Raw genomic sequence first — 24,430 nt, 5'->3', positions numbered from 1 at the left:
GATTCCACGACTTCATGGGACGGCACAGCGACCGCAACCACACGGACGGGCCATCAGGCATGAGGGTGCCGGACGGTGCCCGGGTGCTGGTTGCCCGCGGCCCGGACCGCGCGGGGGAGCTCGTCACGGCCCTGCGCGGTGTCGGAGCCGAACCCCTGCTCCTGCCACTGATCGACTTCGAGCAGGCCAACGACCAGCACTCCCTCGACGTCGCCTTTGACGCCCTCGGTGCCGGGGCCTACACGTGGCTGGTGATCAGCAGCGTGACCACCGTCCAGGCCCTCGAGGCGAAGGCCGCCGAACGCGGCACCTCGCTCAGCGACTGGCTGCCCGGCCGCCTCCTCGTGGCCACGATCGGCCCGGCGACCCGCCGGGTCCTGGAATCCCGGGGCATCAGCGTCGACCTTGCACCCAGGGGACAGCAATCCGGAACCGGCCTGCTCGACATCTGGCCCGAGAACCAGGGCAGCGTACTGCTGCCCCAGGCGGACATTGCCGACCCGCGGCTCCGCAAGGGCCTCGAGGCCCGCGGCGCCTCCGTCCAGGCCGTCACCGCCTACAACACTGTCGACTATCCGGCCGACCCGCGCCGCGCCTTGCCCGCCTGCCCGGTGGCCGTGCCCCAGGCCTTGGCACAAGAGGGCAGTCCAGCCGGGGAGGACGCACCCGTGCTCACTGCGGCCGAGGCGAAGGTGGAAATCGGTGCCGGCCGGCTGCACGCCGTCGTCGCCGCCTCGCCCAGCGCCGCCCGCCGCATCCACGCGGACCTCGCCCCGCTGGGCAACTGCCGCTTCGTCGCCATCGGGCGCTCGACGGCGGCCGAGGCGGAGTCCCTCGGACTCACCGTCGCCGCTGTCGCCCAGGAACCGACGGCGTCGGGCCTGGTCGCCGCCGTCGTCCGGTCCCTTGACCACCAGCCCCCCTCACCTCATCCGTCAGTCGCAGAGCCCTCAGCAAAGGACACCATATGAGCTTCCCGACCCACCGGCCACGCCGGCTCCGCACCACCCCGGCCATGCGCCGGCTGACGGCCGAACACCGGCTCTCGGCCTCGGAGCTCATCCTGCCGGCCTTCATCCGTGAGGGCCTGACCGAGCCCAACCCGATTGCCTCAATGCCCGGCGTGCAGCAGCACACCACCGAGTCACTCAAGCGGGCCGCCGCCGAGGCCGTGCAGCTGGGCGTCGGCGGCATCATGCTCTTCGGCGTCCCCGCGGTCCGGGATGCGCGCGGGACGGCCTCCCTGGACCCCGACGGCGTGCTGAACAAAGCCATCCGCGACGTCCGCGCCGAGGTCGGCGACGAGCTCGTGGTCATGAGCGACGTGTGCCTGGACGAATTCACTGACCACGGACACTGCGGTGTCCTCGACGCCAACGGCTACGTCGACAACGATGCCACCCTGGAGATCTACGGCCAGATGGCGGTCGCGCAGGCCGAGGCCGGCGCCCACGTCCTGGGCCCCTCCGGCATGATGGACGGCCAGGTCGCCGTGATCCGGCAGGCCCTCGAGGACGCCGGGCACGCCAACACCGCCATTGTGGCCTACGCCGCGAAGTACGCCTCCGCGTTCTACGGCCCGTTCCGCGAGGCCGTGGACTCGCAGCTGACCGGCGACCGCCGCACGTACCAGATGGACGCCGCCAACCGGCGGGAAGCCATCCTCGAGGTGGACCTGGACCTGGCCGAAGGCGCCGACATGGTCATGGTGAAGCCGGCCATGAGCTACCTGGACATCCTCGCCGACGTCGCCGCCATGAGCCCGGTCCCCGTGGCCGCCTACCAGATTTCCGGCGAGTACTCGATGATCGAGGCCGCCGCCGCCAACGGCTGGATCGACCGCCGGGCCGCGATCACCGAGTCTGTCCTGGGCATCAAGCGCGCCGGCGCCAACATGGTGCTGACGTACTGGGCGAGCGAGCTTGCCGGCTGGCTGAAGGAGTCCCGGTGAGCACGGCCCCCGAGCCCCGGGTCTCCGCTCCCGTTTCCACGCCCACGGCCCCGGTGGGACCCAACCGCATCCTGCTGGGCCTGAACACCTTCGGCGACGTCGGCGTCTTCCCGGACGGGCACCCCGTCCCGCACGCCCAGGTCCTGCGCCAGCTCCTGGAACAGGCCGAGCTCGCGGAGGAGGTCGGCCTGCACGCCTTCGCCGTGGGGGAGCACCACCGCCGCGATTTTGCGGTGTCCGCACCCGAAGTCTTCCTGGCCGCCGCGGCCGCCCGCACCAAGCACATCCGGCTCGGTTCCGCCGTGACGGTCCTCAGCTCCGATGACCCGATCCGGGTTTTCCAGCGCTTCGCCACGGTGGATGCCATCTCCAACGGCCGCGCCGAGGTGATGCTGGGCCGCGGATCGTTCATCGAATCCTTCCCGCTGTTCGGCCTCGACCTGGCCGACTACGAGGTCCTCTTCGAGGAAAAACTTGAGCTCTTTGACAAGGTCCGGGCGCAGAAACCGGTCCATTGGGAGGGCCGCACCCGGCCGGCCCTCAGCGGACTGAGCGTCTATCCGCCGCTGGAACACCACCTTCTGCCGACCTGGATCGGCGTCGGCGGCACTCCCGAGTCGGTGCTTCGGTGCGCCGAGTACGGCTACCCGATCATCTTCGCGATCATCGGCGGCCAGCCGCGGTCCTTCGCGCCCCTGGCCAACCTCTACCGCGAGGCGATGGCCAAGTACGGCCACCCGATGCAGCAGATGGCCACGCATTCACCCGGCCACGTCGCCGCCACGGACGAGGAAGCCCGGGAAGAGTTCTTCCCGCACTGGCTCGACCAGCGGAACCGGATCGGGGCCGAACGCGGCTGGGGTCCGGCGAGCCGGGGCGAATTCGACGCGATGTGCACGCCCGAGGGAGCCCTGTACGTGGGCTCGCCGGAGACCGTGGCCGCGAAGATCGCGCTGCTCAAGAAGAACCTGGGCGTGGACCGGTTTGACCTCAAGTACAGCAACGGCACCCTGCCGCACGCGGCCATGATGCGCTCCATCGAACTGTTCGGCACCGAAGTGGCGCCCCGCGTCGCGGCGCTGCTGGCCGGGCCGTCTGCCGGTTCGCCGGCGGCGCACTGACCGGGCCGGCGAACTGAAAGAATAGGAACCATGACTTCCAGCATGCCTCGCAACGAGGAACTCTTTGATCGCGCCCGCCAGCTGATGCCCGGCGGCGTGAACTCGCCGGTGCGCGCCTTCGGCTCCGTGGGCGGGACGCCGCGGTTCATGGTGTCCGCCAAGGGCGCCTACCTGACCGACGCCGACGGCGCCGACTACGTCGACCTCGTCTGCTCCTGGGGCCCGGCGCTGCTGGGACACGCCCACCCGGCGGTCCTCGCCGCCGTACATGCCGCCGTCGACCGCGGACTGTCCTTCGGCGCATCGACGCCGGACGAGGCCAACCTCGCCGCCATCGTCAAGGAGCGCGTCCCGGCCGCCGAACGCGTCCGGATGGTCTCCACCGGCACCGAAGCCACCATGACCGCCGTCCGGCTGGCACGCGGCTTCACCGGGCGGAACCTCATCATCAAGTTCGCCGGCTGCTACCACGGCCACCTCGACGGCCTCCTCGCCGCCGCAGGCTCCGGCCTCGCGACCCTTGCGCTGCCCGGCTCGGCCGGCGTCACGGCCGCGACCGCCGCCGAAACCCTCGTGCTGCCCTACAACGACCTCGACGCCGTCGAAGCCGCCTTCGCCAAGCATGGTGACAGCATTGCCGCCGTCATCACCGAGGCCGCTCCCGCCAACATGGGCGTGGTGACCCCTGGCGAGGGCTTCAACGCCGGCCTTGCCCGGATCACCCGCGAGCACGGTGCCTTGCTGATCCTCGACGAGGTCCTGACCGGCTTCCGTACCGGCTACTCCGGCTACTGGGGCCTGACCGGAGGTGCCGCCGACACCGCCGAACCGTGGACGCCGGACCTGTTGACGTTCGGGAAGGTGATTGGCGGCGGCATGCCGACGGCGGCCCTCGGCGGACGCGCCGACGTCATGGATTACCTTGCGCCCGTGGGCCCGGTCTACCAGGCCGGAACTCTGTCCGGTAACCCGGTGGCCATGGCAGCGGGCGTCGCGACCCTCACCCACGCCACACCTGAGGTGTATTCGTTCGTGGACGCCCGCTCCCTGGAGCTCTCCGCGGCGCTGTCTTCCGCGCTCGATGCGGCCGGCGTGGACCACTCCATCCAGCTCGCGGGCAACCTGTTCTCCGTAGCCTTCGGCACGGCCGCCCGGGGCGTCCACAACTACGACGACGCCCAGGGCCAGGAAGTGTTCCGCTACGCCCCGTTCTTCCACTCCATGCTGGACTCCGGGGTCTACCTGCCGCCGTCGGTCTTCGAGGCCTGGTTCCTCTCGGCCGCGCACGACGACGCCGCGATGAACCGGATCTTCGACGCCCTGCCGGCCGCGGCGAAGGCGGCGGCCGGCGCAAAGCCGTAGCCGGGTCCTTAAACGACTAATGGCACCCGCCGCGGCGGGTGCCATTAGTCATTTAACGCTGCCAGGGCAGCCGGCGAACTAGAGGACGTCGGAGAGGAATCCCTGCAGCCGTTCGGTCCGCGGGCTCGTGAAGATCTGTTCCGGCGGACCGGATTCCACCACCACGCCGGCGTCCATGAACGTGACCGTGTCCGAGACGTTGCGGGAGAAGCCCATCTCGTGGGTCACCACCACCATGGTCATGCCGCCCTTGGCGAGGTCGGCCATCAGCGCCAGGACACCCTTGACGAGCTCCGGGTCCAGGGCCGAGGTAGCCTCATCGAAGAACATCACTTCCGGCTTCATGGCCAGGGCGCGCGCAATGGCGACGCGCTGCTGCTGGCCACCGGAGAGATTGGCAGGACGCGCTTCGGCCTTGTGCTTGAGCCCCACCAGGTCGAGCTGCTCGAATGCCTCGGCCCGGGCCTGGTCGGCCGGCAGCTTGCGCAGCTTCCGCAGCGCCAGGGATACGTTGTCCACCACGGTCTTGTGCGGGAACAGGTTGAACTGCTGGAACACCATGCCGATCCGCTGCCGCAGCTCGTCCGGGTTGTCCTTCAGGACCGAGCGGCCATCCAGCAGGATGTCGCCCTGATCCGGTTCGATCAGGCGGTTCATGACCCGCAGCAAGGTGGACTTGCCGGATCCGGAGGGGCCGATCACCGACGCGGTGGTGCCCGTCTCGACGTGTAGGTCGATGCCGCGCAGGACGTGGTTCGAGCCGAAGGACAGGTGCAGGTTCTTGCCGGAGAGTGAACCGGAAGCGAATTGGCTCATGCCTGTGCTCCCTTTCCGATCAGGGCCGCGGCGTCGTCGGGCTGCCGTTTCTCCGGACGGCCGGTGCGCAGGCGGTTGTCGATGTAGTTGACCAAGTGCGTGAGCGGAACGGTCAGGATGAGGTACATGATCGCCGCGGCAACCAGCGGCGACAGGTTCCCCGTGTTGGCCGCGGCGTCGTTACCGATGCGGAAGATCTCGCGCTGGCTGGCGACCAGGCCCAGCAGGTAGATCAGGGACGAGTCCTTGATCAGGGTGATGAACTGGTTGACCAGGGCCGGAAGCACGCGTCGGATGCCCTGCGGAATCACCACGAGGCGCATGGAGGAGTTGTACGTGAAGCCCAGGGCGCGGGAGGCTTCCAGCTGCCCCTTTTCCACGCTCTGGATGCCTGAACGGAAGATCTCGCCGATGTAGGCCGCCGCCATGAGCGTCAGGGCGAAGATGGCGAGCGGGAACGGGTTGGTGGATCCGGTCGTTACCCGGATCACGGGCCCCAGCCCGAGGCCGATCAGGAGGATGACAACAATCGCCGGGACGCCGCGGAACACGTCTGTGTAGATCCGGGAGAGCCACCGCAGGGCAGTGACGCGGGACGTGCCCATGATGGCCAGGACCATGCCCAGGATGCACCCGAGCACGCCCGAGGAAACCGCCAGGATCAGCGTGTTTGGCAGGCCGACCATGATCATTTTCGGCAGGACGGCCGCCATCGCCCCCCAGTCAAAGAAGGTGTTCGCGAGTTGATCGAGTGCATCCATGGACTAGGACTTCGGAACGGTGACGGCCTTGGAACCCGGGGACCACGTGGCCGGGGTCTCGCGGTCCGGGTACCACTCCTTGGTCAGCTTGGACCAGGTACCGTCGGCGATGACGGCGTCGAGGCCGGAGTTCAGCGCGTCAATGAGCGGCTGGTTTTCCTTGTTGACGGCGTAGGCGGTGAAGTTCTGCGTGTTCACAACCGACTCGGCGATGACCGTGCCGTCGCCTTCCTTGACCTGGCCGGTGGCCTGCTGGGACGGTGCAACCCAGGCGTCAACCTGGCCGCTCTTCAGGTTGGCGTAGGCGGTGTTGTAGTCCTCGAAGCGGACGGGCTCGATCTGGAGCGTGTTGGTGACATAGTCATCCTGCACGGTGCCCTGGACCACGGCAATGCGGGTGTCCTTGGTCAGATCCTTGAAACCCTTGACGTTGGAGTCCTTCTTGGCCACCACGGCCATGTAACCGAAGTCGTAACCGTTGGTGAAGCCGACGGTCTTGCGGCGGGCGTCAGTGGTGGAGATCGACGAGGACCCGAGGTCGAACTGCTTGTTCTGGACCTGGGCAAGTAGCGACGCGAAGCCGGTTGCCTTGAACTCCACCTTGAGGCCCAGCTTGTCCGCAATGGCGCGCAGGAGCTCGTTGTCGTAGCCCGTGAACTTGCCGGACTGGTCGATGTAGATGTTCGGCGGGGCGTCCGACAGGGTTCCTACCGTGAGGGTTCCATCGCTGATCAGGCCCAGCTTGGACTTGTCGATCTTGTCCAGGGGAGTGACGTCCTTGGTGGTGTATTTGTCCGTGGATTTCTGGTCGCTGCCCTGGAGGGCATCGGACGGTGACGCCGTTGTCTGCGCCGCGCCGCCGCCGCACGCTGCAAGGGAGACCGCCACGGCGATGGCCACGGGAACGGTAGTCAGCCACTTCAAGGCTTTGCTTTTCATCACGCAATCACTTTCGTCTGAAATTCAGTGGGTCGCGGGAGGCTCATCGGGCCCCAGGCTGCTGGCTTGGGCGCCGGGTGGAGCAGGCACACCGCGAAATATAATTGTGTCACCCGACATGGACGCCTTTTCAATTCGAATGAATCGGGGATCGGGTGCACATTTTGCGAAGTATCTTCAGGAAGCGGCGTGATCGACGGTGATCCGGGTGGCGGCGGAAGGGCCGGGCGGAATCATCGGCGCGGGATCATGCGGCAGTCGGGAGCGCCGGCCGGTGTGACTTCGGTCCCAATTGCTGGAATTGCGTGCAGCGGGGGGCTAGTTGGGTCTTACCGAAGGCGAACGTTTCCTTTTAAGAAGTCAGCCCGCACGCGCGGGAAGTGCGTCCGGACCCACAGGAAGTGTGCCCGCACCCGCTTCCGGGCGTCCGGAAGCGGGGCGTAGAAATCTAGAAGTCGCCGCGGCTGGCGTCCTCAGGCGGCAGGACGGGCCAATCGCCTTCGATCACTGCAGCCGGCTTCGTCTTGCGCAGGTAGCTCTGGAAATCAGCGGCCTGCGACGAGGCCCATTCGACCTGGAGCTGGTGCAGGTTGCCCGCCGGCATCCTGAGCTTGGGGAATTTTCCGGCCATGGCATCGAGCATGCGCAGCGTTGCCAGGGCATCGGCCGCCGATGTGTGGGCGTTGTCCAGGCTGACGCCGTACTCCTCGCACAAGGCGGTGAGCGTGCGCTTGCCCTTGCGGTACCGGTCCACCTGCTTGTTCATGATGTAGGGGTCCAGGACGGGGAACCGGCTCAGCTGCGGAACGCCGTAGCGGGCAGACTCCGCAGCGAGCACGGTGAAGTCGTAGCTGGCGTTGAACGCGATGACGGGCACGCCGGTGTCGAACAGCTCCTGCAGCACAGCGGCGAGTTCGCGCGTCACCTCCACGGCGGGCCGGCCGTCGCGGCGGGCCTGCTCAGTAGTGATCCCGTGGACGTCGCTGGCCTCGGTCGGAATCTCCACGCCGGGGTCGGCGAGCCACTCGTGTTCCTTGATCACTTCGCCGCTGGAGTCCACGACGGTGACCGAGGCGGTGACGATCCGCGCCGAGCGGGAATTGCGGCCCGTCGTTTCGAGGTCGAATGCTGCGCGGGGAAGGCTGTTCCAGGTGCTCATGCTTCAACGCTACCTGCTGCCTCCGACAGTTCTTGACCACCGTGTCGGCGTGCCTTCAAGGCTTGGGGACGGGCCTGCAGCGGCTAGGCTGGATCGATGCGGACGGAGTATGTGGAGGCGGTGCTGGAGCTCGTGGCGTTGATCCCGGCCGGCGCAGCGGTGGCCTACGGCGACGTCGCGGAACTCCTCGGCGCCGGCGGCCCGCGCCAGGTCGGTTCGGTCATGAGCCACCATGGAAGCAGCGTGCCCTGGTGGCGTGTCCTGAGGTCCAGCGGGGACGCCCCGCCCGGCCTCGAACACGAGGCGCTTGCGCTCTACCTGCAGGAAGGGACGCCCCTGCTGGGCAGGTACCAGGATTTCCTCCGTACCGGAGATGGACGGTGGCGCGTTGACTTGGCCTCCGGCCGGTGGGCGCCCACCGACGCCGACTTCGACCGGATCGACGCGATCGCCGAGCGCCTTGAGCGGGCGTCCCATAAGTTGTCGGTCCCCGATGATGAAATGACTGTGTGAGTACCTCCAGCACAGCACTGCGCCTCCTACCGCCCCGGACCCACCACAGCGCAATCCCCGTGCTGTCGCCGGACCAGCTCGACGCCGTCGAGGTCCCGCCCGGCTCCGGGCCTGTGCTGGTGCCCGGCGCACCCGGCACCGGCAAGTCGACGGTCCTCGTCGAGGCTGCCGTCCGCCGCACCCTGCGGGACGGCCTGGACCCGGAGCGGATGCTCATCCTCGCTCCCGGAAGGCTGGCCGCGGATACCCTCCGTGACCGCTTCACGGCCCGCCTGGACCGGAGCCTGAGCACGACGCCGGCCAGGACCTGGGCGTCATATGCCTTCGATCTGATCCGCCGCGCCAAGGCCGAAGGCATCCTCCCGCTGCCCCGCCAGCCGAAGCTGCTCTCCGGCCCGGAACAGGACCTGATCATCAAGGAACTGCTGGAGGGGCATGCGCTGCCCGGCCTCGAACTGCCGTGGCCGGAGGACCTCGACGCCGCCCTGCAGACCCGCGGCTTCCGGCAGGAAGTGCGCCAGCTCTTTGACCGGATCATCGAGTCCGGGCGGACGGCCGAAGATCTCGTGGCGTTGGCCAGGAGGTGCAACCGGCCCGACTGGATTCCGGCGGCCGCCCTCTACTCCGAGTACCGCGACGTCCTGGACCTGCGCATGCCCGAGGCCTTCGACCCCGCCGGCATCATCACCGCCGCGCGCCAGATCTTCCAGGACTTCCCGGATTTCCTCGCCGCCGAACGCGACCGCCTCCAGCTGATTCTCGTGGATGACATCCAGGAGGCGAACCCCGCCGTCTTTGAATTGCTTGCCGATATCGCCGCAGGCAAGGACGTCATCGTCACCGCCTCGCCGGACACCGTGGTCCAGGGCTTCCGCGGGGCACGCCCCGATCTCGTGGCGGAGCTTCCCCGCCTCCTGGCGGCCGACGGCGCAATTCTGGAGCGTCCGCTGTGGACCACCCACCGGCAGGCACCGGCCGTGGCGGAGGCCTGGTTGTCGGTCGCTGGGCGCATCTCCCGCAGATCCGGCGGGCAGTCCGCGCGCCGGCTAGAACAGCCCGGATCGGTCCCGACGCCGGACGGGCCGGACAGCGTGGACGGCCCAGCCCACGGCCTTGCAAACAGCGCAGCTGACGGCCGAGGCGGGACTGTCGAAGCCCACCTGCTGCCGTCGCCGGTCCACGAACTGCGGTACGTGGCGCAGCGCATCCTCGAAGCCCAGCTGAACGACGCCCGGGAACTCGGGGACATCGCCGTGATCGTTCGCAACGGCGGCCAGCTCAGCCAGCTGCAGCGGTATCTGGCCGGACAGGGGATTCCGGTCCGGATTCCCGTCGCTGAATCCGCTGTCCGTGACGAGGTCGCGGTCCGTCCACTGCTGGACGCCTATGCGGTGGCCCTCGACCCCGCCGCGCTCACGCCCGAGTCAGCCGTGTCCTTGCTGACGTCCCGGATCGGCGGCGCCACGTCGATTGAACTGAGGAGGCTGCGGCAGTCGCTGCGCCGGGAGGAACTCCTGGGCGGCGGCGGGCGCACCAGCGACACCCTCCTCGTCGAGGCCCTGCTGGAGCCCGGGGCGCTGGCAACCCTGGGCATCGAGGGTCACTCGGCCCGGCGGATCGCCAGGATGATCCGGGCGGGGCGGGACGCCGCAGAGGCCCCCGGCGGGAACGCCGAGACGGTGCTCTGGGCGCTCTGGCATTCCACCGGCCTCGCCTCCCGCTGGACCGAGGCCGCCCTCGCCGGAGGATCGGCCGGCGCCCGGGCCGACCGTGACCTCGATGCCATGATGGCGCTTTTCCATACCGCAGAACGCTTCGTGGACCAGCTCCCCGGTTCCGGACCGGAGCAGTTCCTTGAATACCTGCTGAGCCAGGAACTTCCCATGGACACCCTGGCAGCCAGGGCACAGCTGGAAGACGCCGTGGAGCTCATGACCCCCGCCAGCGCCGCCGGCCGGGAGTGGCCGGTAGTGATTGTCCCGGGGCTTCAGGAAGGCGTGTGGCCCAACACGCGGCTGCGCGGCGAGCTGCTCGGCAGCACATTGTTCGCCGATGCCGTCGAACACGGCGTGGACTATGCCATGCGGCTGGATCCGCTCAGCAGACTGCGGGAAATCCGCTACGACGAGCTCCGGAGCTTTTCGACCGCGGTGTCCCGGGCCCGGCAGGTGCTGATCTGCACGGCCGTGTCCTCCGAGGATGAGCAGCCCTCCTCGTTCCTGGACTATGTGGCGCCGCTGCGGCACGGACAGGACCGCAGGGGCTTTACCCCGGTGGAGCGTCCGCTGACCCTCCGGGCCCTGGTGGCGGAACTGCGCCAGCACGCCCAGCTCGACCCCAAGGCTGCCGAATCTGCCGAGGCCGCGGCAGTGCTGGGAGTCCTGGCCACCGCCCGGCCGCCCGTTCCCGGCGCCCACCCCGCGAGCTGGTGGGGGCTGGCCGAGCTGACCTCCGAAGAGCCGGTCGTTCCGCCGGGCGGTACCGTGTTCGTGTCGCCCTCGAAGGTCGAAACAGTTCAGAAATCGCCGCTGGACTGGTTCGTCCAGGCCGCGGGCGGGGAAGCCGCGACGGATTTTGCCCGCAGTTTGGGAACCCTGGTCCACGCCATCGCGCAGGACCTCCCGGACGCCTCGGGCGGCGAATACGTCGCGGAGCTTGTCCGGCGCTGGCCCACACTGGGAATGAAGGACAACTGGGAAGGCAAACTGGACTTCCAGCGTGCCGAATCCATGGTCCGAAAACTCGCCCAGTACGTCCTCGTGATGCGCAGCGAGGGCAGAAGCCTTGTCGGCGTCGAACAGGACTTCGAGGTCAAGCTCCCGGACGTCACGGCGGAGGCGGTCGCCTCCGCCGTGCCGGTCGGGCCCGCGGTGCCCACCGGCGCCGAGGCCGGCGAGGGCATCGGGCCGGCGCGGCCCGCGGTGCTCCGGGGCCAGGTCGACCGGCTGGAGATCGACGCCGAGGGCCGGCTGGTGATCGTGGACCTCAAGACCGGCAAACGCCAGCCCGGCAAGGCGGATCTGGACCGTCACCCGCAGCTCGGCGCCTACCAGGCTGCCGTGCTGGCCGGTGGTTTTGCCGGTCCGGACGACGGACCCCCGCCGCTTCCCGGCGGGGCCGTTCTGGCCCAGCTTGGGACCACCACCAAGAGCCCAGGCATCCAAAGCCAGGCTCCACTGGACCCGAACGAGAACTGGGCGCTGGAGATGGTCGGTGACGCTGCCCGCGTCATGTCCGGCAGCACTTTCCAGGCCCGCCATGACCCGTCCAAGGGAGGCCACGGCGGCCACGGCTGCCGGCTCCCGGAAGTGTGCCCGCTGTGCGTGCGGGGAAAGCAGGTTACTGAATGACCCCCGAGGCACCGGCGAACGGCCCGGCCGACCAGCATCCCGCCCCGGACGCCGGCCCCCTTCCCGAGCCGCTCCCCAAACTGCCTCCCCAACCACGGTTCAGCCCGGAAGAGCTGTCCGCGATGCTGGGGGAGAGCAACAGCCCCACTGCCGAGCAGTCCCTGATCATTTCCTCGCCGCTCACGCCGAGGCTCGTGATCGCCGGCGCGGGTTCGGGAAAGACTGCCACCATGGCGGACCGGGTGGTATGGCTTGTCGCCAACGGCTGGGTCCGGCCGGAGGAAGTCCTCGGCGTCACCTTCACCCGCAAGGCCGCCGGTGAACTCGCCTCGCGGATCCGGGCCAAGCTTGCCTCGCTGCAGCGCATCGCCGCGGCGGACACCGGCAACACCGTCTTCCCCGCAGGGTTGCTGAGCACGGACGCGCTCGAACCCAAAGTCTCCACCTACCACTCCTATGCGAGCGGCATCGTGTCCGACTATGGCCTCCGCCTCGGCGTCGAACGCGACGTCGTGTTGCTCGGCGGCGCCCAGTCGTTCCAGCTCGCCAGCGAGGTCGTGGAAGCCTTCGACGGCGACTACGAACACTTCCGGTCCGCCAAATCGACCCTCGTCAAGGCCGTGATCCAGCTGGCAGGAGAATGCGCGGAGCACCTGCAGGACCCGGCCCAGGTCCGTGCCTGGCTGCTGGAGCGGATCGCCGAGTTTGACTCCCTACCGTACGTCGCGGACGCCAAGAAGAACCCCGCCCAGGCCGCAGGCGAGCTCGGCGCGATGCTGCGCACCCGGGCCAGCGTCGCGGACATGGTGGGCCGTTACTCCGTGGCGAAGCGCGCCCGCGGTGCCCTGGACTTTGGCGACCTCGTGGCCCTGGCGGCGCGGGTGGCCAACGAGATTCCGGTCGCCGCCCAAACGGAACGCCAGCGCTACAAGGTGGTGCTGCTTGACGAGTTCCAGGACACGTCCCACGCCCAGCTGGTGCTCTTCTCCAGACTCTTCGGCGACGGCCATGCCGTCACCGCGGTGGGCGACCCGAACCAGTCCATCTACGGATTCCGCGGAGCGTCCGCCGGACAGCTCTTCCACTTCGTCCGCGAATTCCCCGTCCGCGTCGGCGGCGACGATACCGACACAGGCCAGGGCGACGGCGATGAACAGGGAAGCGGCCAGGCCGCGGCGGCAGGACGCTATGCGGTGGCGCCGACCTCGTACCTGACCACCGCGTGGCGCAACGGGCGCAACATCCTGGCCACGGCAAACCTCATTTCGGCGCCGCTGAGCAAGGCCGCGGCGACCCTCGGCGCCGCAGGGGCGAGGGACAATGCCGATGCCGTCGAGGTCCCGCCCCTGCAGCCCAGCCCGGTCGCGGTCCAGGGCAGGGTGGTGATGGGCCGGTTCACCACGGACGAGGCTGAGGCCGCGGCGATCGCCGGTGACGTGCTGAAATTCCGTGTGACGGACTTCGACGCCCGGCCGGCAGCCGATCCTGTGCCGCCTGCCATGGCCGTCCTTTGCCGTCGCCGCGCGCAGATGGAATGCATTCGCCGGGAGTTCGAACTCCGTGGCATTCCCTATGAAATCGTCGGGCTCGGCGGGCTGCTGGACACCCCCGAAATCATCGATCTTGTCGCCACGCTCCGGGTCCTGGCCGACCCCGGCCGCTCGGACTCCCTCATGCGCCTGCTGGCTGGCGCGCGGTGGCGGATCGGCCCGGCGGACCTGATGGCCCTGCGGGACTGGTCCAGTTACCTCGCCCGCCGCCGGGGCCGTCCCGGCAGCAACGACGACGACGACGCGGAGGACACAGTTGATGACGCCGTGGTTGAGGGCGACATCACGGACGCCGCCAGCCTGGTCGAGGCCCTGGACTGGCTGCCCCGCGACGGCTGGACTTCGGCGCACGGCCGCAGGCTGAGCCCCGAGGCCCGGGACCGCCTGCAGCGGCTTTCGGAGGAGCTGCGGCAGCTGCGCAGCTACATGGGGGATGACCTCACCACCTTGCTGGGCGAGGTCGAACGGGCCATGCTCCTGGACATCGAAGTTGCGGCGCGGCCCGGGATCAGCATCCACCAGGCGCGCCGCAACCTGGACGCTTTCCAGGACGCTGCCGCCGGGTTCCTGCACACCTCCCAGCGGGTCGACGTCCTGGCGTTCCACGCGTGGCTGGAAGCCGCCGCGGCCGAGGAGAACGGCCTGGACGCCGCCGCGCCCGAGGTGAACCACGAGGCCGTCCAGCTCCTGACGGTGCATGCCTCCAAAGGCCTGGAATGGGATGTCGTGTTCGTTCCGGGACTCAACTCCGGGGCGTTCCCCAGCAGCAGGGACTCGCGGTGGAGCAGTGGCAGCGCGGCCCTGCCGTGGCCGTTGCGCGGTGATCGCGCCGACCTGCCCCAGTGGGACCTGGACCAGCCGGACCAGAAGGGCTGGCTCGACGCCGAGAAGGAGTTCAAGTCCGCCGTCCAGACGCACGGTGAAGCCGAGGAACGGCGTCTGGCCTACGTGGCGTACACGCGAGCCAAACACGTGCTGTGGATTTCAAGTGCCGCCTGGGTGGGATCCCGGGCCGGTTTGGCCGAGATGTCGCCCTTCCTCGCCGAGCTCGAGGGCCTCACCGCGGACGGCGGAGCCGAAATCCACCCGCTGTCCGTCAGCGAGGACGCGCTGCCGGCGGAAAGCCCCCTGACTTGCGAACTCGAAGTCGCCGCGTGGCCCTATGATCCCCTCGAAGGCCCGCAGGACCCCCGGACGGGGAAGCGGCTTCGGCTTGTTCCGGGACGGCGGGCCGCCATGGAATCCGCCGCGGCCCGTGTCCTGCAGGCGATGGACGCAGACCCGGACAGCCACATGGACCCCACGCCGGACGGCCACCCGGCTGCGGCCCTGCCGCATCCGAGTGTCGACGACGTCCGGCGTCCCGTCCTGCGCGGCCCCGCAGCCGGGTGGGCAAAGGAGGCAGCCACGCTGCTGGAACGCCGGTCCCGGCGTTCGGTGGTCCAGGACGTGCATCTGCCCGGCCATATCTCGGCGTCCACCCTCGTGGACCTGGAAGATGACGCAGGCTCCGTCGTGGCCCGCCTGCGGAGGCCGGTCCCGCGCGAACCGGGGATGTCCGCCCGCAAGGGCACGGCCTTCCACGCCTGGGTGGAGGAATACTTCGGCGCCGCCGGCATGCTGGACCTTGGCGAGGCTGCCGGCGCTGACGACCACATCGATGAGGCCTATGGCCTGGATTCCATGGTGGAGACGTTCCGCCAGTCCGAATGGGCGCACCGCGCCCCCGCCCATGTTGAAGTCCCGGTCGAGACCCGGATTGGCGACGTCGTGGTCCGGGGCAGGATCGACGCCGTGTTCCGCGACGCCGACGGCGGCTGGGACCTCGTGGACTGGAAAACCGGGCGCCGCCCCTCGGCGGCGCAGCTGAAGGTGAAGGCTGTCCAGCTCGCCGTGTACCGCCTGGCCTGGGCCCGGCTCAAGGGGGTCCCGTTGGAGGACGTGCGGGCCGCGTTCTACTACGTGGCCGACAACCAGGTGGTCCGTCCTCATGACCTCGGATCAGCAGAAAAGCTGGAGGAAATCGTGGCCGCGGCGCTGGGGAGGCCGGCGGCGGCGACGGGCTCCTAGCGGGTCGAGGTGTCGACCACCGTGATGGCGGCGGTCGAGGTGTCCTCGCCCGAATCGGGCGCAGTTGCGGAACCAGGCCGCACCACCGCGATCGACTGCGTCGAGGTGTCGTCGACGGCGGGAGCCGCAACCTCGGGGTCAGAGTCCTGGGCCGCGGCCTGCGGGGCGTCCTCCGCCGGGTCAGCGGAGTTGGATTCGGAGTTGTCAGCGGCAACCATCGCTGCGTCAGGCCTAGTCTCTTCAGCCTCCGTCGCTTCAGATTCCGTCGCGTCAGCCTCCGCCTCGCGGGGGATGGGCGTGACGTGCACAGCGGGCGTGGCACTGATCTCCGCAGGGGCAGCGGCAGGGGCAGCGGCTGCCGGTACGGCATCGGGGACCGGCTCCATGGGCAGCAGCGTGACCTTACCGACGGCGGGCGGTGTCCCCCCGGCCGGAGCGGCTGTGGGGGCTGAGGCTGCAGGGGCCGCCGGAGCCACCGTCGGCGCTTCGTCACCGTCACCGGACTGGCCTGCCCCGGGTTCGTGGGCCGCGACCGGCTGCGGGAGCGGCTCAACGCTGATGGGCTGGCCGCCGTGTTCGGCCACGTCGTCGGCCAATGCGGCGAGCATGGACTCTGCCTCGTCGATCATGTCCTCGTTGCCGGCGGCCAGGCCCTTGACCAGGTACTGCGCCAGGGCGAATTCGGCGGACAGTGCCGCCCGCCGCAGCAGGTGGGCATCGGGCACGTCGCGCCGGCTGGAGGTGTAGTGATCCAGGACCGCGTTGACAAAGTCCTGCTCGTTGGACGCGACCAGCCAGGCCATGTCATCCGCCGGGTCGCCGATCCGCAGGTCGGTCCAGCCCGTCACTGCGGTCACGCGGTCGCCGTCGACCAGCAGGTTGTCCTCGTGGAGGTCGCCGTGGACAACGCAGGGATTGAAGCGCCAGAGCGAGACGTCTTCCATGGCGTGTTCCCAGCGCCGCAACAGCAGCGGCGGGATTTTTCCGGTCGTGGCGGCCTGGTCGAGTTCATTGAGGCGCCGTTGGCGGAATTCGTTGGGCGTGTAACTGGGCAGGTCGGCATTGCTCACAAGCGACCGCGGCAGGTCATGGATCGCGGCCAGCGCCGCCCCGATTTCACGGGCCACGCCGGGCGATCCGCTGCTGAGCTCGTCCAGGGAGCGCGTGGCGCCGGCCAGATGGGAGTAGACAAAGGTGCTGAGCTGGCCCTGCCGGACTGTTCCCGCCACCGTGGGCATGAGGAATGGCAGCTCGGCGCGGATGCCGGGAGCGAAGGCCCGCAGGACCAGGAATTCGGTTTCCAGCCGGGCACTGGCTTCGGCGTGCCGGGGGGAGCGGACGCGCCAACGCTTGCCCTCGGAGTCCAGCAGGAGGGCAGCGTCGAAGTCCGCCGGATCGTCGGGCGCAGAGCTGACGGCGGTCGGGGTCAGGCCGGGTACCGCCGCCGTTGCCACGGCTGCCAGTTCGATAGGTTTCCTTCTCACCCTTCCACGGTAGATTGAGCGGCGCTTAAGACGGCGATGCACTCCGGCGAGTCTTGAGATCTGCGTCAAATGAGGGGCAAATGTCGGATAAATCAGCGGCAAAGGGCCCCTTCCGCGCCGGCCTTCCAGCGCGCGGCCGCGTGGGCGGCAAATGTCAATTGTCTGCCCGAGTCAGTACGGTGGGTACATGAGTCTTGCGGAGTCACCGGCACCTTCTGAAGGATCGTCACAAGCGTCAGGGCAAACCCCCTCCGAATCACCGGCACCCGAAGCGGCGTCGCCCGTGCAGCTCCTGCCGGCAAACCACCTGATGGAGACGGTCCTGCCGGTGCTCCCGGCGCTGATCGACCGCGGATCCGCCGCCCGGCAGAAGCCCGGAATGCTGGAGGAGCTGGTCGGCGCGGGCTCGGCGCAGGCCGTGGTGCTCTCCGGACGGCAGGCGCTGGTCAGCGGCAACAGCCTGGTACTCCTGAATGCGGCCGAGCTCTCCGGGCACCTGGCGAACACCCCGTACGCCCCGGAACACGTGATCTACCTGGGATCGGCCCTGCCCGGTTCGGACCTCGACGCGGGCACCGAGCTCGTCCTCTTCGTCCTCCCGGCCCAGTTCGAAGTCCGGGCCGAGGAGTTCGAGGCCCACGTGGCGGGCATCCCCGGCGATGCCCAGTGGGCGGGGTTCCGCGAGGTCGCCGCACGCTTGGACGCCACGGACACGGCACTGTTCATCGAAGCCAGTGCCATCGCCAACTGGCACGCCACCCACACCCACTGCCCGCGCTGCGGGACGCCCACGCAGCCGGAAGCCGGCGGCTGGGTCCGGCGCTGCCCGGCGGACAACTCCGAGCACTTTCCCCGGACGGATCCGGCCATCATCGTGACCGTGGTGGGTGCCGACGGGAGGCTGCTCCTCGGCGGGGGCGGCCCTCTTGACGCCAAGAACTATTCGACCCTCGCCGGCTTCGTCGAACCGGGGGAGTCGCTTGAACAGGCGGTCAAGCGCGAGATCGCCGAGGAAGTGGGCGTCCGGGTGACAGCCTCCCAGTACCTCGGATCGCAGTCCTGGCCCTTCCCCGCGTCCCTGATGCTCGGATTCACGGCCACCACGGAGGACACCGAAGCCCGGCCCGACGGCGTTGAGGTCACCAGGGCGCGCTGGTTCAGCCGGAGCGAACTGCAGGCCGCCATCCTCAGCGGCGAGATCGTCATTTCCAGCCGGCTCTCCATCGCCCGGTCCCTCATTGAACACTGGTACGGCGGCATCATAGCGGACGCCGCGGACAGCGCCTGACATTGTCTTTCAGGCTGACACTGCCTGCCTCCCCAACCGCAGGACACCGACTACCGACTGAGCAGCAAAAGTGACCCCAGAAAAAGTGACCCCAGAGAAACTGAACTTCAGCACTGTTCCCGGCTTGGAGACATCCGACACCGCCGCATCCGGCGCCCCCGGCGGCACGTCCGACGTCGCCCTCGAACCGGACTCCCGCTCGCTGGAGGAACGGATCCTCGGCGGCCTCGACGCCGAGCAGCGCGAGGTCGCCAGCGCCCTGCAGGGACCCATGTGCGTGCTGGCCGGTGCCGGCACCGGCAAGACCCGCGCCATCACGCACCGGATCGCCTACGGCGTCCACTCCGGGGTGTACAGCCCGCAGCGGCTCCTGGCAGTCACCTTCACGGCCCGGGCGGCCGCCGAGATGCGCAGCCGGCTCCGTGACCTCGGGGTCGGCAATGTCCAGGCCCGGACCTTTCACGCCGCGGCGCTGCGCCAGCTGCAGTTCTTCTGGCCGCAGGCCGTCGGAGGTGCCCTGCCCAACCTGCTGGACCACAAGGCACAGATGATCGCCGAGGCCGCGAGGCGGCTCCGGCTCAGCACCGACCGCGCCTCCATCCGCGACCTCGCCTCCGAAATCGAGTGGGCCAAGGTGTCCATGCTGACCCCGGCGAACTACCTGGAAAACGCCCAGGGCCGCGGCAACCCGGGCGGCTTCGACCTGACGGCCGTGGCCCGGGTCTTCCAGTCCTACGAGGACGTCAAGACCGACCGCAACGTCATCGACTTCGAGGACGTGCTGCTGATCACCGTGGGTATCCTGCAGGAGGATCCCAAGGTGGCGGCGACTGTCCGGGAGCAGTACCGGCACTTCGTGGTGGACGAGTACCAGGACGTCTCGCCGCTGCAGCAGCGGCTCCTGGAGCTGTGGCTGGGCGGACGCGACGAGCTCTGTGTCGTGGGCGACGCCAGCCAGACCATCTACTCCTTCACCGGCGCCTCCCCGAAGCACCTGCTCGGCTTCAAGGGGATGTATCCCGAGGCCCACGTCGTCAAGCTGATCCGGGACTACCGCTCCACGCCCCAGGTTGTCAGGCTCGCCAACGACCTCCTCGCGGGCCGGCGCAGCGGAGGCCCGGCGGCGGACGCCGCCTGGGCCACGCCGCTGCAGCTCGTGGCGCAACGGCCGGCGGGCCCGGTGCCCCGGTTCACCGAATGTTCGGACGACGAGGCGGAGGCCGCCACGGTGGCCGCCCGGATCCGCGAACTCCTCGACGCCGGAACCCCGGCCAGCCAGGTCGCCGTGCTTTTCCGCACCAACGGGCAGTCCGAAGCCTACGAACAGGCGCTGGCCTCGGCCGGGATCGGGTACCAGCTGCGCGGCGGTGAGCGGTTCTTCGCCCGCAAGGAGGTCCGGGACGCCATCCTGCAGCTTCGGGCCGCCACCCGGGCGGTCGCCGAAACCGCCTCGCCCGAGCCGCTCGGGCAGCTTGTCCGCGACATTGTCGCTTCCCTCGGCTACACCGACGCGGCGCCGCACAGTGGCGGTGCGCTCCGGGAGCGCTGGGAATCGCTGGCCGCCCTCGTGGCGCTGGCCGACGAACTGGTCATCAGCAGGGGCCCGCAGTTCTCACTCTCGGACTTCGTCAACGAGCTCCAGGAGCGGTCGCTGGCACAGCATGCACCGACCGTTCAGGGAGTCACCCTCGCATCGCTGCACGCCGCCAAGGGACTGGAATGGGACGCAGTCTTCCTCGTGGGGCTCAGCGAAGGGCTCATGCCCATCTCGTTCGCGGACAGCCCGGAGGCGGTGGACGAGGAACGCCGGCTCCTGTATGTGGGCATCACCCGTGCCCGCGAACACCTGTCCCTGTCCTGGTCCACCGCCCGGACGCCGGGCGGCCGGGCCAACCGCAAGCCCTCCCGCTTCCTGGACGGACTGCGGCCCGACTCGGTGGCCAGCTCCCAGCTCCGGGGCAAGGGGGCGGCGCCGCGCCGGAAGGCGGCCGTTCCGGCGTCATGCCGGGTCTGCGGCAGCATGCTCTCCAGCGGTGCGGAGCGCAAGGTGGGGCGCTGCAACCAGTGCCCGCCCACCTACGAGGAACAGACGTTTGACGCCCTGCGGCAGTGGCGGAAAGAGGTGGCCCTCGAGGCGGACGTCCCGGCTTTTGTCGTGTTCACCGATGCCACGCTGACCGCCATCGCCGAGGCGCGGCCCGACTCGCTGGAACAGCTGGCCAAACTCGCCGGCGTGGGTCCGTCCAAGCTGGAGAAGTATGGCGAGGCCGTCCTGGCGGTCCTGGCCGAGAGTACGGTGCAGTGATGTCCGGTGCAAAAACGTCCGGCCAATCCGGGTCGTCGGGCTCCGGCGCCGTTCCGGCGGCCACGCCGCTGACCACCGCCGACGGCGCCCCGGTGGTGGTCCGCCGGTCCGCCCGCCGACGCCGGACCGTTGCCGCGTTCTGGGAAGACGGCACCGCCGTGGTCGCCATCCCCGCGTCCTTCAGCAGGGCCCAGGAACGGGAATGGGTGCACCGCATGCTCGAAAAGCTGCGGCTCCAAGGGGCCCGGGGCGCGCGCGGCACCGGCCGGCGGCGGCCCCGCAGTGACGCCGACCTTGCCGCCCACGCCGCCGAACTGTCAACGAAGTACTTCGGCGGCAGGGCAGTGCCCTCCTCGGTCCGCTGGGTCACGAACCAGAATTCGCGGTGGGGCTCGGCGACACCGTCCGAAGGAACCATCCGGCTCTCGGCGAAGCTGCAGCCCATGCCGCAGTGGGTCATCGACTACGTATTGCTCCACGAGCTCGCCCACCTCCTGGTGGCGGGCCACGACGCCGCATTCTGGCGGCTGCTGGAGGCGTACCCTGAGACGGAGCGTGCCAAGGCCTTCCTGGACGGGGTCTCGTTTGCGACGTCGCGCGGCTTGGCTCCCGCTGACGCTGCCGGCGGCGGATACGACGAAGCCCCGGACGGAACCGAAGTCCCGGCCGGGGCCCCCTAGCGCTCGAACCGCCTCAGGCACTAGGCCTTGGGCTTGCCGCCCTCTTCCGGTCCGCTGTCGTTCCGTCCGCTGTCGTCCGGTTCGCCGTCCTCTGGTCCGCTGTCCTCTGTTTCGCCGTCGGGGCGGTCCTCGTCGCTGGCCGCCTCGTCGTCGTTGGCTGCCGGTTCCTGGCCGGTGCCGGCGGGCTCGGTGCCGGCGGGCTCGTCGAATCCTCCGTTAAGGAGCTTCTGCAGGGCGTCATCCACTTCGCTGTCGCTGGCCTCGGCAAGTTTCCGGCGTTCGCTGAAGCCCTGCGGATCGTCCAGGTCCTCGGCTGTGGGCAGCAGGTCAGGGTGCTGCCAGACGGCGTCGCGGCCCTCTACGCCGCGCTCGTTCTTGAGCGAGGCCCACAGCGTGGCCGCTTCCCGGAGCCGGCGCGGCCGCAGTTCGAGCCCCACCAGTGAGGAAAACGCGTGCTCCGCGGGGCCCCCGGTAGCCCGGCGCCGCCGGACCGTTTCGCGCAAGGCAGCGGCGTTAGGCAGCAGCTTTTCCGTCGCGCCCCAGCTCAGTTCGTCCACCCAGCCTTCCACCAGCGCGAGGGCCGTCTCGAGCTTTTCGAGGGCCTGCTCCTGGGCGGGCGTGCGCTGCGGCATGAAGACACCCTGCGAGAGCGCTTCCTGGATGCCCTCGGGGTTGCTGGGATCGATCTCCCGGGCGAGTTCTTCGATCTTGGACGTGTCGATGTGGATACCGCGGGCGTAGGCCTCGATCGCGCCCAGCAGGTGTCCGCGCAGCCAGGGGACCTGGACGAACAGGCGGGCGTGCGCCGCTTCACGCACGGCGAGGAAGAGCCGGATGTCGTTCTCCGGCAGGCTGAGACCCTCACCGAACTTCGCCACGTTGGCCGGCAGGAGGGCCATCTCGAGGTCTGCCAGGGGCACACCGATATCGGTGGAGCTGACCACTTCGGCCGAGAGCGCGCCGATCGCCTGGCCAAGCTGCATGCCGAAGATCGCGCCGCCCATGTTCTGGATCATGGAGGAGGCGCCGCCCATCATGGACTTCATTTCCTCGGGCATCTGCTCGGTCATGGCGGCGGAGAGCGCATTGGCAATGCTGTTGGCCACGGGCTCGGTCAGCCGCTTCCATGTTCCGAGGGTTTCCTCGACCCACTCGGCCCGGGACCACGCCCGGCCGATCAGGCCGGTGGCGGGAAGCCCGGTGACCTGGTCGAGCCAGAGTTCGGCCAGGCGGAGGGCCTCATCGACCTCCCTCGACTGCTGGGCGGTGACCGAGGGATCGGATCCGCTGGCGGCCACCCGCCGGGCGTTCTCGTGCGCCAGCTGCCAATTGACGGGCCCTTCGGAGGGGGCGCTCATCATCGCCTGGACCTGGGAGAACATCTGGGCCAGGAGGTTGGGATCGTCCGGGAGGCCGGCGGCCTTGGCTAGTTCGGCGGGGTCGATGTTGCCCATGCCCTGGCCGCCCATCAGGTTCTTGAGCATTTCGGCCAGGGGATCCTTGGGTTCCTCGTCGCCATTGGACGGATTGAGTGGGTTGGAGGTCATGATCCCGCCGATCGTCGGTGTGGCTGCTTCTCAACTTTCACGGTACCCCCCGGCGAGAGCGGCTGTCTGCCGAAACCGCGCCACGTTCGCTGTAGGCAAAGAGCGGTCCGGGGTGCTAAGCGCGTAGGCTTGGAAGTTGGAATATTTGCACGCGGCAGCCTCGCGGTAGGCTGTGGCCTTGGTGCGTGGTCGCGGTGTCCTGTCAGGCTTGTCAGGGCCGCCCCCTCGTGCCGGCACGGAGAGGTCGTTCAATGACAGTCACCCAAGGTGAACAGCCCGCCAGCGACCCCGCGGCCGGCCCCGTCCGGGGCAGGAGGGCGCGGCTGGCTGGCATTCGTGCGCCCCGCAAACGCAACAACCGGTCCTCGGCCATGCTGGTCTCGGGGCTGCTAACCGTGGCCCTTGGCATCACTGCGGTAAGCCTGCCGGTGCCGTACGTGGTCGAATCTCCCGGGCCCACCTTCAACACCATCGGTCAGGACAACGGCAAACCGGTCATCAGCGTTACCGGCCATGAGACGTTTCCCGCCAAAGGCAGCCTGGACCTCACCACCGTCTATGTCGACGGCGGCCCGAACGGTCCGGTGACCGTCTTCGAGGCGTTTTCGGCATGGCTGAACGGCACGAAGGCCGTCTACCCCCAGGAGCTCCTGTTCCCGACCGGCGTCACCAAGGAACAGTCCCAGCAGGAGAGCGCCACCGCGATGACGACCTCCCAGGAGAACGCGATCGCCTCGGCAATGAAGGAACTGAATATTCCGTTCGGGCAGAAACTGCAGGTCGCGGGCCTCCCGGACGACTCCGCCTCGAAGGGCCTGCTGCAGGACGGAGACGTTCTAGTCTCCATCAACGGCAAACCCATCACGGCGCTGGCCGTCGTCCAGGCCGAACTGGCCGCCGGGAACGGAAAGCCCGTCAAGGTCGTCGCGGAACGCGCCGGCGCGCAGGTGCCCGTCACTATCACCCCGGCCAAAAACAGCGCGGGCCGCTATATCCTCGGCGTCCTGCTGCAGTACAAGTTCACCTTCCCCTTTGATGTCACGATTTCCCTCGACAAAGTCGGCGGCCCCAGCGCTGGCATGATGTTCGCGCTCGGCATCATCGACACCGTCACCCCCGGTGACCTGACCGGGGGCAAGCACATCGCGGGAACCGGAACCATCACCCCGGACGGTGCCGTGGGTCCCATCGGCGGGATCGCCCAGAAAATGCACGGGGCGCGGTCCGGCGGCGCCACCATGTTCCTGGCCCCAGCGGCCAACTGCGACGACGTCGTGGGCCACATTCCCGACGGCCTGCAGGTGGTCAGGGTCGAGAACCTCACCGAGGCCCGCAAAGCGGTGGAACTGGCCGCGTCAGGCGGCGACACATCGGGCCTCCCGGTCTGCACCAGCAACTAGACTGGCCGCGGAACTAAGCACCGGCCCCAGTCGTGGCACTTATGACGGTCGCCGCCGTCCCGCCGGGACCCTGCTGCAGGGCCCTGACGGAACGGCAGCGGCGGCCGCTAGAATGCATCAACCCGGCACGGCCG

17 protein-coding genes are annotated in these 24,430 nt (G+C 69.1%); 11 read left to right on the top strand and 6 right to left on the bottom strand.

The features are described from left to right. Window positions 1-14: 14 nt before the first annotated feature. Genes AC1DEY_RS14940 through hemL form a run of 4 tightly spaced genes read left to right on the top strand, consistent with a single transcriptional unit; the run spans window position 15 to window position 4,434 of the window. Complete coding sequence (locus AC1DEY_RS14940) at window positions 15-971, top strand: uroporphyrinogen-III synthase (RefSeq protein ID WP_476868618.1); 957 nt, start codon at window positions 15-17, stop codon at window positions 969-971. Further along, on the top strand, window positions 968-1,951 hold the full coding sequence (gene hemB, locus AC1DEY_RS14935; protein WP_476868617.1) for a porphobilinogen synthase: 984 nt from the start codon (window positions 968-970) through the stop codon (window positions 1,949-1,951). The genes AC1DEY_RS14940 and hemB overlap by 4 nt, the downstream gene beginning before the upstream one ends. Continuing rightward, entirely contained in the window at window positions 1,948-3,072 is a 1,125-nt protein-coding gene (locus AC1DEY_RS14930) for an LLM class flavin-dependent oxidoreductase (RefSeq protein ID WP_441407379.1), read from the top strand. Before hemB ends, AC1DEY_RS14930 begins: the two co-directional genes overlap by 4 nt. A gap of 30 nt (window positions 3,073-3,102) precedes the next feature. After that, the gene (hemL, locus tag AC1DEY_RS14925; RefSeq protein WP_476868616.1) at window positions 3,103-4,434 is read left to right on the top strand and encodes a glutamate-1-semialdehyde 2,1-aminomutase; all 1,332 of its coding nucleotides are present in this window, start codon (window positions 3,103-3,105) and stop codon (window positions 4,432-4,434) included. A 78-nt stretch (window positions 4,435-4,512) separates the two neighbouring features. Here the strand turns inward: hemL and AC1DEY_RS14920 are convergent, their stop codons facing one another. The 4 genes from AC1DEY_RS14920 to AC1DEY_RS14905 form a co-directional block, all read right to left on the bottom strand. Then, window positions 4,513-5,250: an amino acid ABC transporter ATP-binding protein gene (locus tag AC1DEY_RS14920; RefSeq protein WP_476868615.1), complete on the bottom strand. Its 738-nt coding sequence runs from the start codon at window positions 5,248-5,250 to the stop codon at window positions 4,513-4,515. Continuing rightward, a complete protein-coding gene (locus AC1DEY_RS14915; RefSeq protein ID WP_476868614.1) occupies window positions 5,247-6,011 on the bottom strand; it encodes an amino acid ABC transporter permease in 765 nt (254 codons plus the stop codon). Before AC1DEY_RS14915 ends, AC1DEY_RS14920 begins: the two co-directional genes overlap by 4 nt. Before the next feature lie 3 nt (window positions 6,012-6,014). Next, on the bottom strand, window positions 6,015-6,950 hold the full coding sequence (locus AC1DEY_RS14910) for an ABC transporter substrate-binding protein (RefSeq protein WP_476868644.1): 936 nt from the start codon (window positions 6,948-6,950) through the stop codon (window positions 6,015-6,017). Between the two features lie 448 nt (window positions 6,951-7,398). Beyond that, window positions 7,399-8,109, bottom strand: coding sequence for an exonuclease domain-containing protein (locus AC1DEY_RS14905; RefSeq protein WP_476868613.1), 711 nt, complete (start codon window positions 8,107-8,109; stop codon window positions 7,399-7,401). A gap of 96 nt (window positions 8,110-8,205) precedes the next feature. Between AC1DEY_RS14905 and AC1DEY_RS14900 the strand changes: the two genes are divergently transcribed. From AC1DEY_RS14900 to AC1DEY_RS14890, 3 genes are all read left to right on the top strand, one after another. After that, window positions 8,206-8,622, top strand: a complete 417-nt coding sequence (locus AC1DEY_RS14900) for an MGMT family protein (RefSeq protein WP_476868612.1) — start codon at window positions 8,206-8,208, stop codon at window positions 8,620-8,622. Then, window positions 8,619-11,972 carry an ATP-dependent helicase gene (locus AC1DEY_RS14895; protein WP_476868611.1) on the top strand — a complete coding sequence of 1,118 codons (3,354 nt, stop codon included), beginning with the start codon at window positions 8,619-8,621 and terminating at the stop codon, window positions 11,970-11,972. Before AC1DEY_RS14900 ends, AC1DEY_RS14895 begins: the two co-directional genes overlap by 4 nt. 122 nt (window positions 11,973-12,094) lie before the next feature. Further along, a complete protein-coding gene (locus tag AC1DEY_RS14890) occupies window positions 12,095-15,592 on the top strand; it encodes an ATP-dependent helicase (RefSeq protein ID WP_476868643.1) in 3,498 nt (1,165 codons plus the stop codon). On the opposite strand, the gene AC1DEY_RS14885 is transcribed toward AC1DEY_RS14890, so the two are convergent. After that, on the bottom strand, window positions 15,589-17,076 hold the full coding sequence (locus AC1DEY_RS14885) for a macrolide 2'-phosphotransferase (protein ID WP_476868610.1): 1,488 nt from the start codon (window positions 17,074-17,076) through the stop codon (window positions 15,589-15,591). The genes AC1DEY_RS14890 and AC1DEY_RS14885 overlap by 4 nt on opposite strands. A 187-nt stretch (window positions 17,077-17,263) precedes the next feature. On the opposite strand from AC1DEY_RS14885, the gene nudC reads away from it, so the two are divergent. From nudC to AC1DEY_RS14870, 3 genes are all read left to right on the top strand, one after another. Beyond that, on the top strand, window positions 17,264-18,364 hold the full coding sequence (nudC, locus tag AC1DEY_RS14880) for an NAD(+) diphosphatase (protein WP_476868609.1): 1,101 nt from the start codon (window positions 17,264-17,266) through the stop codon (window positions 18,362-18,364). Window positions 18,365-18,566: 202 nt separating this feature from the next. Further along, window positions 18,567-20,669, top strand: a complete 2,103-nt coding sequence (locus AC1DEY_RS14875) for an ATP-dependent DNA helicase UvrD2 (protein ID WP_476868642.1) — start codon at window positions 18,567-18,569, stop codon at window positions 20,667-20,669. Further along, complete coding sequence (locus AC1DEY_RS14870) at window positions 20,669-21,349, top strand: M48 metallopeptidase family protein (protein WP_476868608.1); 681 nt, start codon at window positions 20,669-20,671, stop codon at window positions 21,347-21,349. The genes AC1DEY_RS14875 and AC1DEY_RS14870 overlap by 1 nt, the downstream gene beginning before the upstream one ends. Before the next feature lie 20 nt (window positions 21,350-21,369). On the opposite strand, the gene AC1DEY_RS14865 is transcribed toward AC1DEY_RS14870, so the two are convergent. Continuing rightward, window positions 21,370-22,896: a zinc-dependent metalloprotease gene (locus AC1DEY_RS14865; RefSeq protein ID WP_476868607.1), complete on the bottom strand. Its 1,527-nt coding sequence runs from the start codon at window positions 22,894-22,896 to the stop codon at window positions 21,370-21,372. Between the two features lie 251 nt (window positions 22,897-23,147). On the opposite strand from AC1DEY_RS14865, the gene AC1DEY_RS14860 reads away from it, so the two are divergent. Further along, window positions 23,148-24,296, top strand: a complete 1,149-nt coding sequence (locus AC1DEY_RS14860) for a YlbL family protein (RefSeq protein ID WP_476868606.1) — start codon at window positions 23,148-23,150, stop codon at window positions 24,294-24,296. The last annotated feature ends 134 nt before the right edge of the window (window positions 24,297-24,430 follow it).

The sequence above is a fragment of the Arthrobacter sp. 05T47 genome (genome assembly GCF_056395825.1).
Note: the sequence above shows the minus strand (reverse complement) of the source record. Positions and strands in the feature narration are given on the sequence as shown.

Bases quoted from the DNA above. Each gene is read 5' to 3' on its own strand.
- AC1DEY_RS14940 (WP_476868618.1), top strand. From the start codon at position 15: ATGGGACGGCACAGCGACCGCAACCACACGGACGGGCCATCAGGCATG.
- hemB (WP_476868617.1), top strand. From the start codon at position 968: ATGAGCTTCCCGACCCACCGGCCACGCCGGCTCCGCACCACCCCGGCC.
- hemL (WP_476868616.1), top strand. From the start codon at position 3,103: ATGACTTCCAGCATGCCTCGCAACGAGGAACTCTTTGATCGCGCCCGC.
- AC1DEY_RS14920 (WP_476868615.1), bottom strand. From the start codon at position 5,250: ATGAGCCAATTCGCTTCCGGTTCACTCTCCGGCAAGAACCTGCACCTG.
- AC1DEY_RS14915 (WP_476868614.1), bottom strand. From the start codon at position 6,011: ATGGATGCACTCGATCAACTCGCGAACACCTTCTTTGACTGGGGGGCG.
- AC1DEY_RS14910 (WP_476868644.1), bottom strand. From the start codon at position 6,950: ATGAAAAGCAAAGCCTTGAAGTGGCTGACTACCGTTCCCGTGGCCATC.
- AC1DEY_RS14905 (WP_476868613.1), bottom strand. From the start codon at position 8,109: ATGAGCACCTGGAACAGCCTTCCCCGCGCAGCATTCGACCTCGAAACG.
- AC1DEY_RS14900 (WP_476868612.1), top strand. From the start codon at position 8,206: ATGCGGACGGAGTATGTGGAGGCGGTGCTGGAGCTCGTGGCGTTGATC.
- AC1DEY_RS14890 (WP_476868643.1), top strand. From the start codon at position 12,095: ATGCTGGGGGAGAGCAACAGCCCCACTGCCGAGCAGTCCCTGATCATT.
- nudC (WP_476868609.1), top strand. From the start codon at position 17,264: ATGAGTCTTGCGGAGTCACCGGCACCTTCTGAAGGATCGTCACAAGCG.
- AC1DEY_RS14870 (WP_476868608.1), top strand. From the start codon at position 20,669: ATGTCCGGTGCAAAAACGTCCGGCCAATCCGGGTCGTCGGGCTCCGGC.
- AC1DEY_RS14865 (WP_476868607.1), bottom strand. From the start codon at position 22,896: ATGACCTCCAACCCACTCAATCCGTCCAATGGCGACGAGGAACCCAAG.
- AC1DEY_RS14860 (WP_476868606.1), top strand. From the start codon at position 23,148: ATGACAGTCACCCAAGGTGAACAGCCCGCCAGCGACCCCGCGGCCGGC.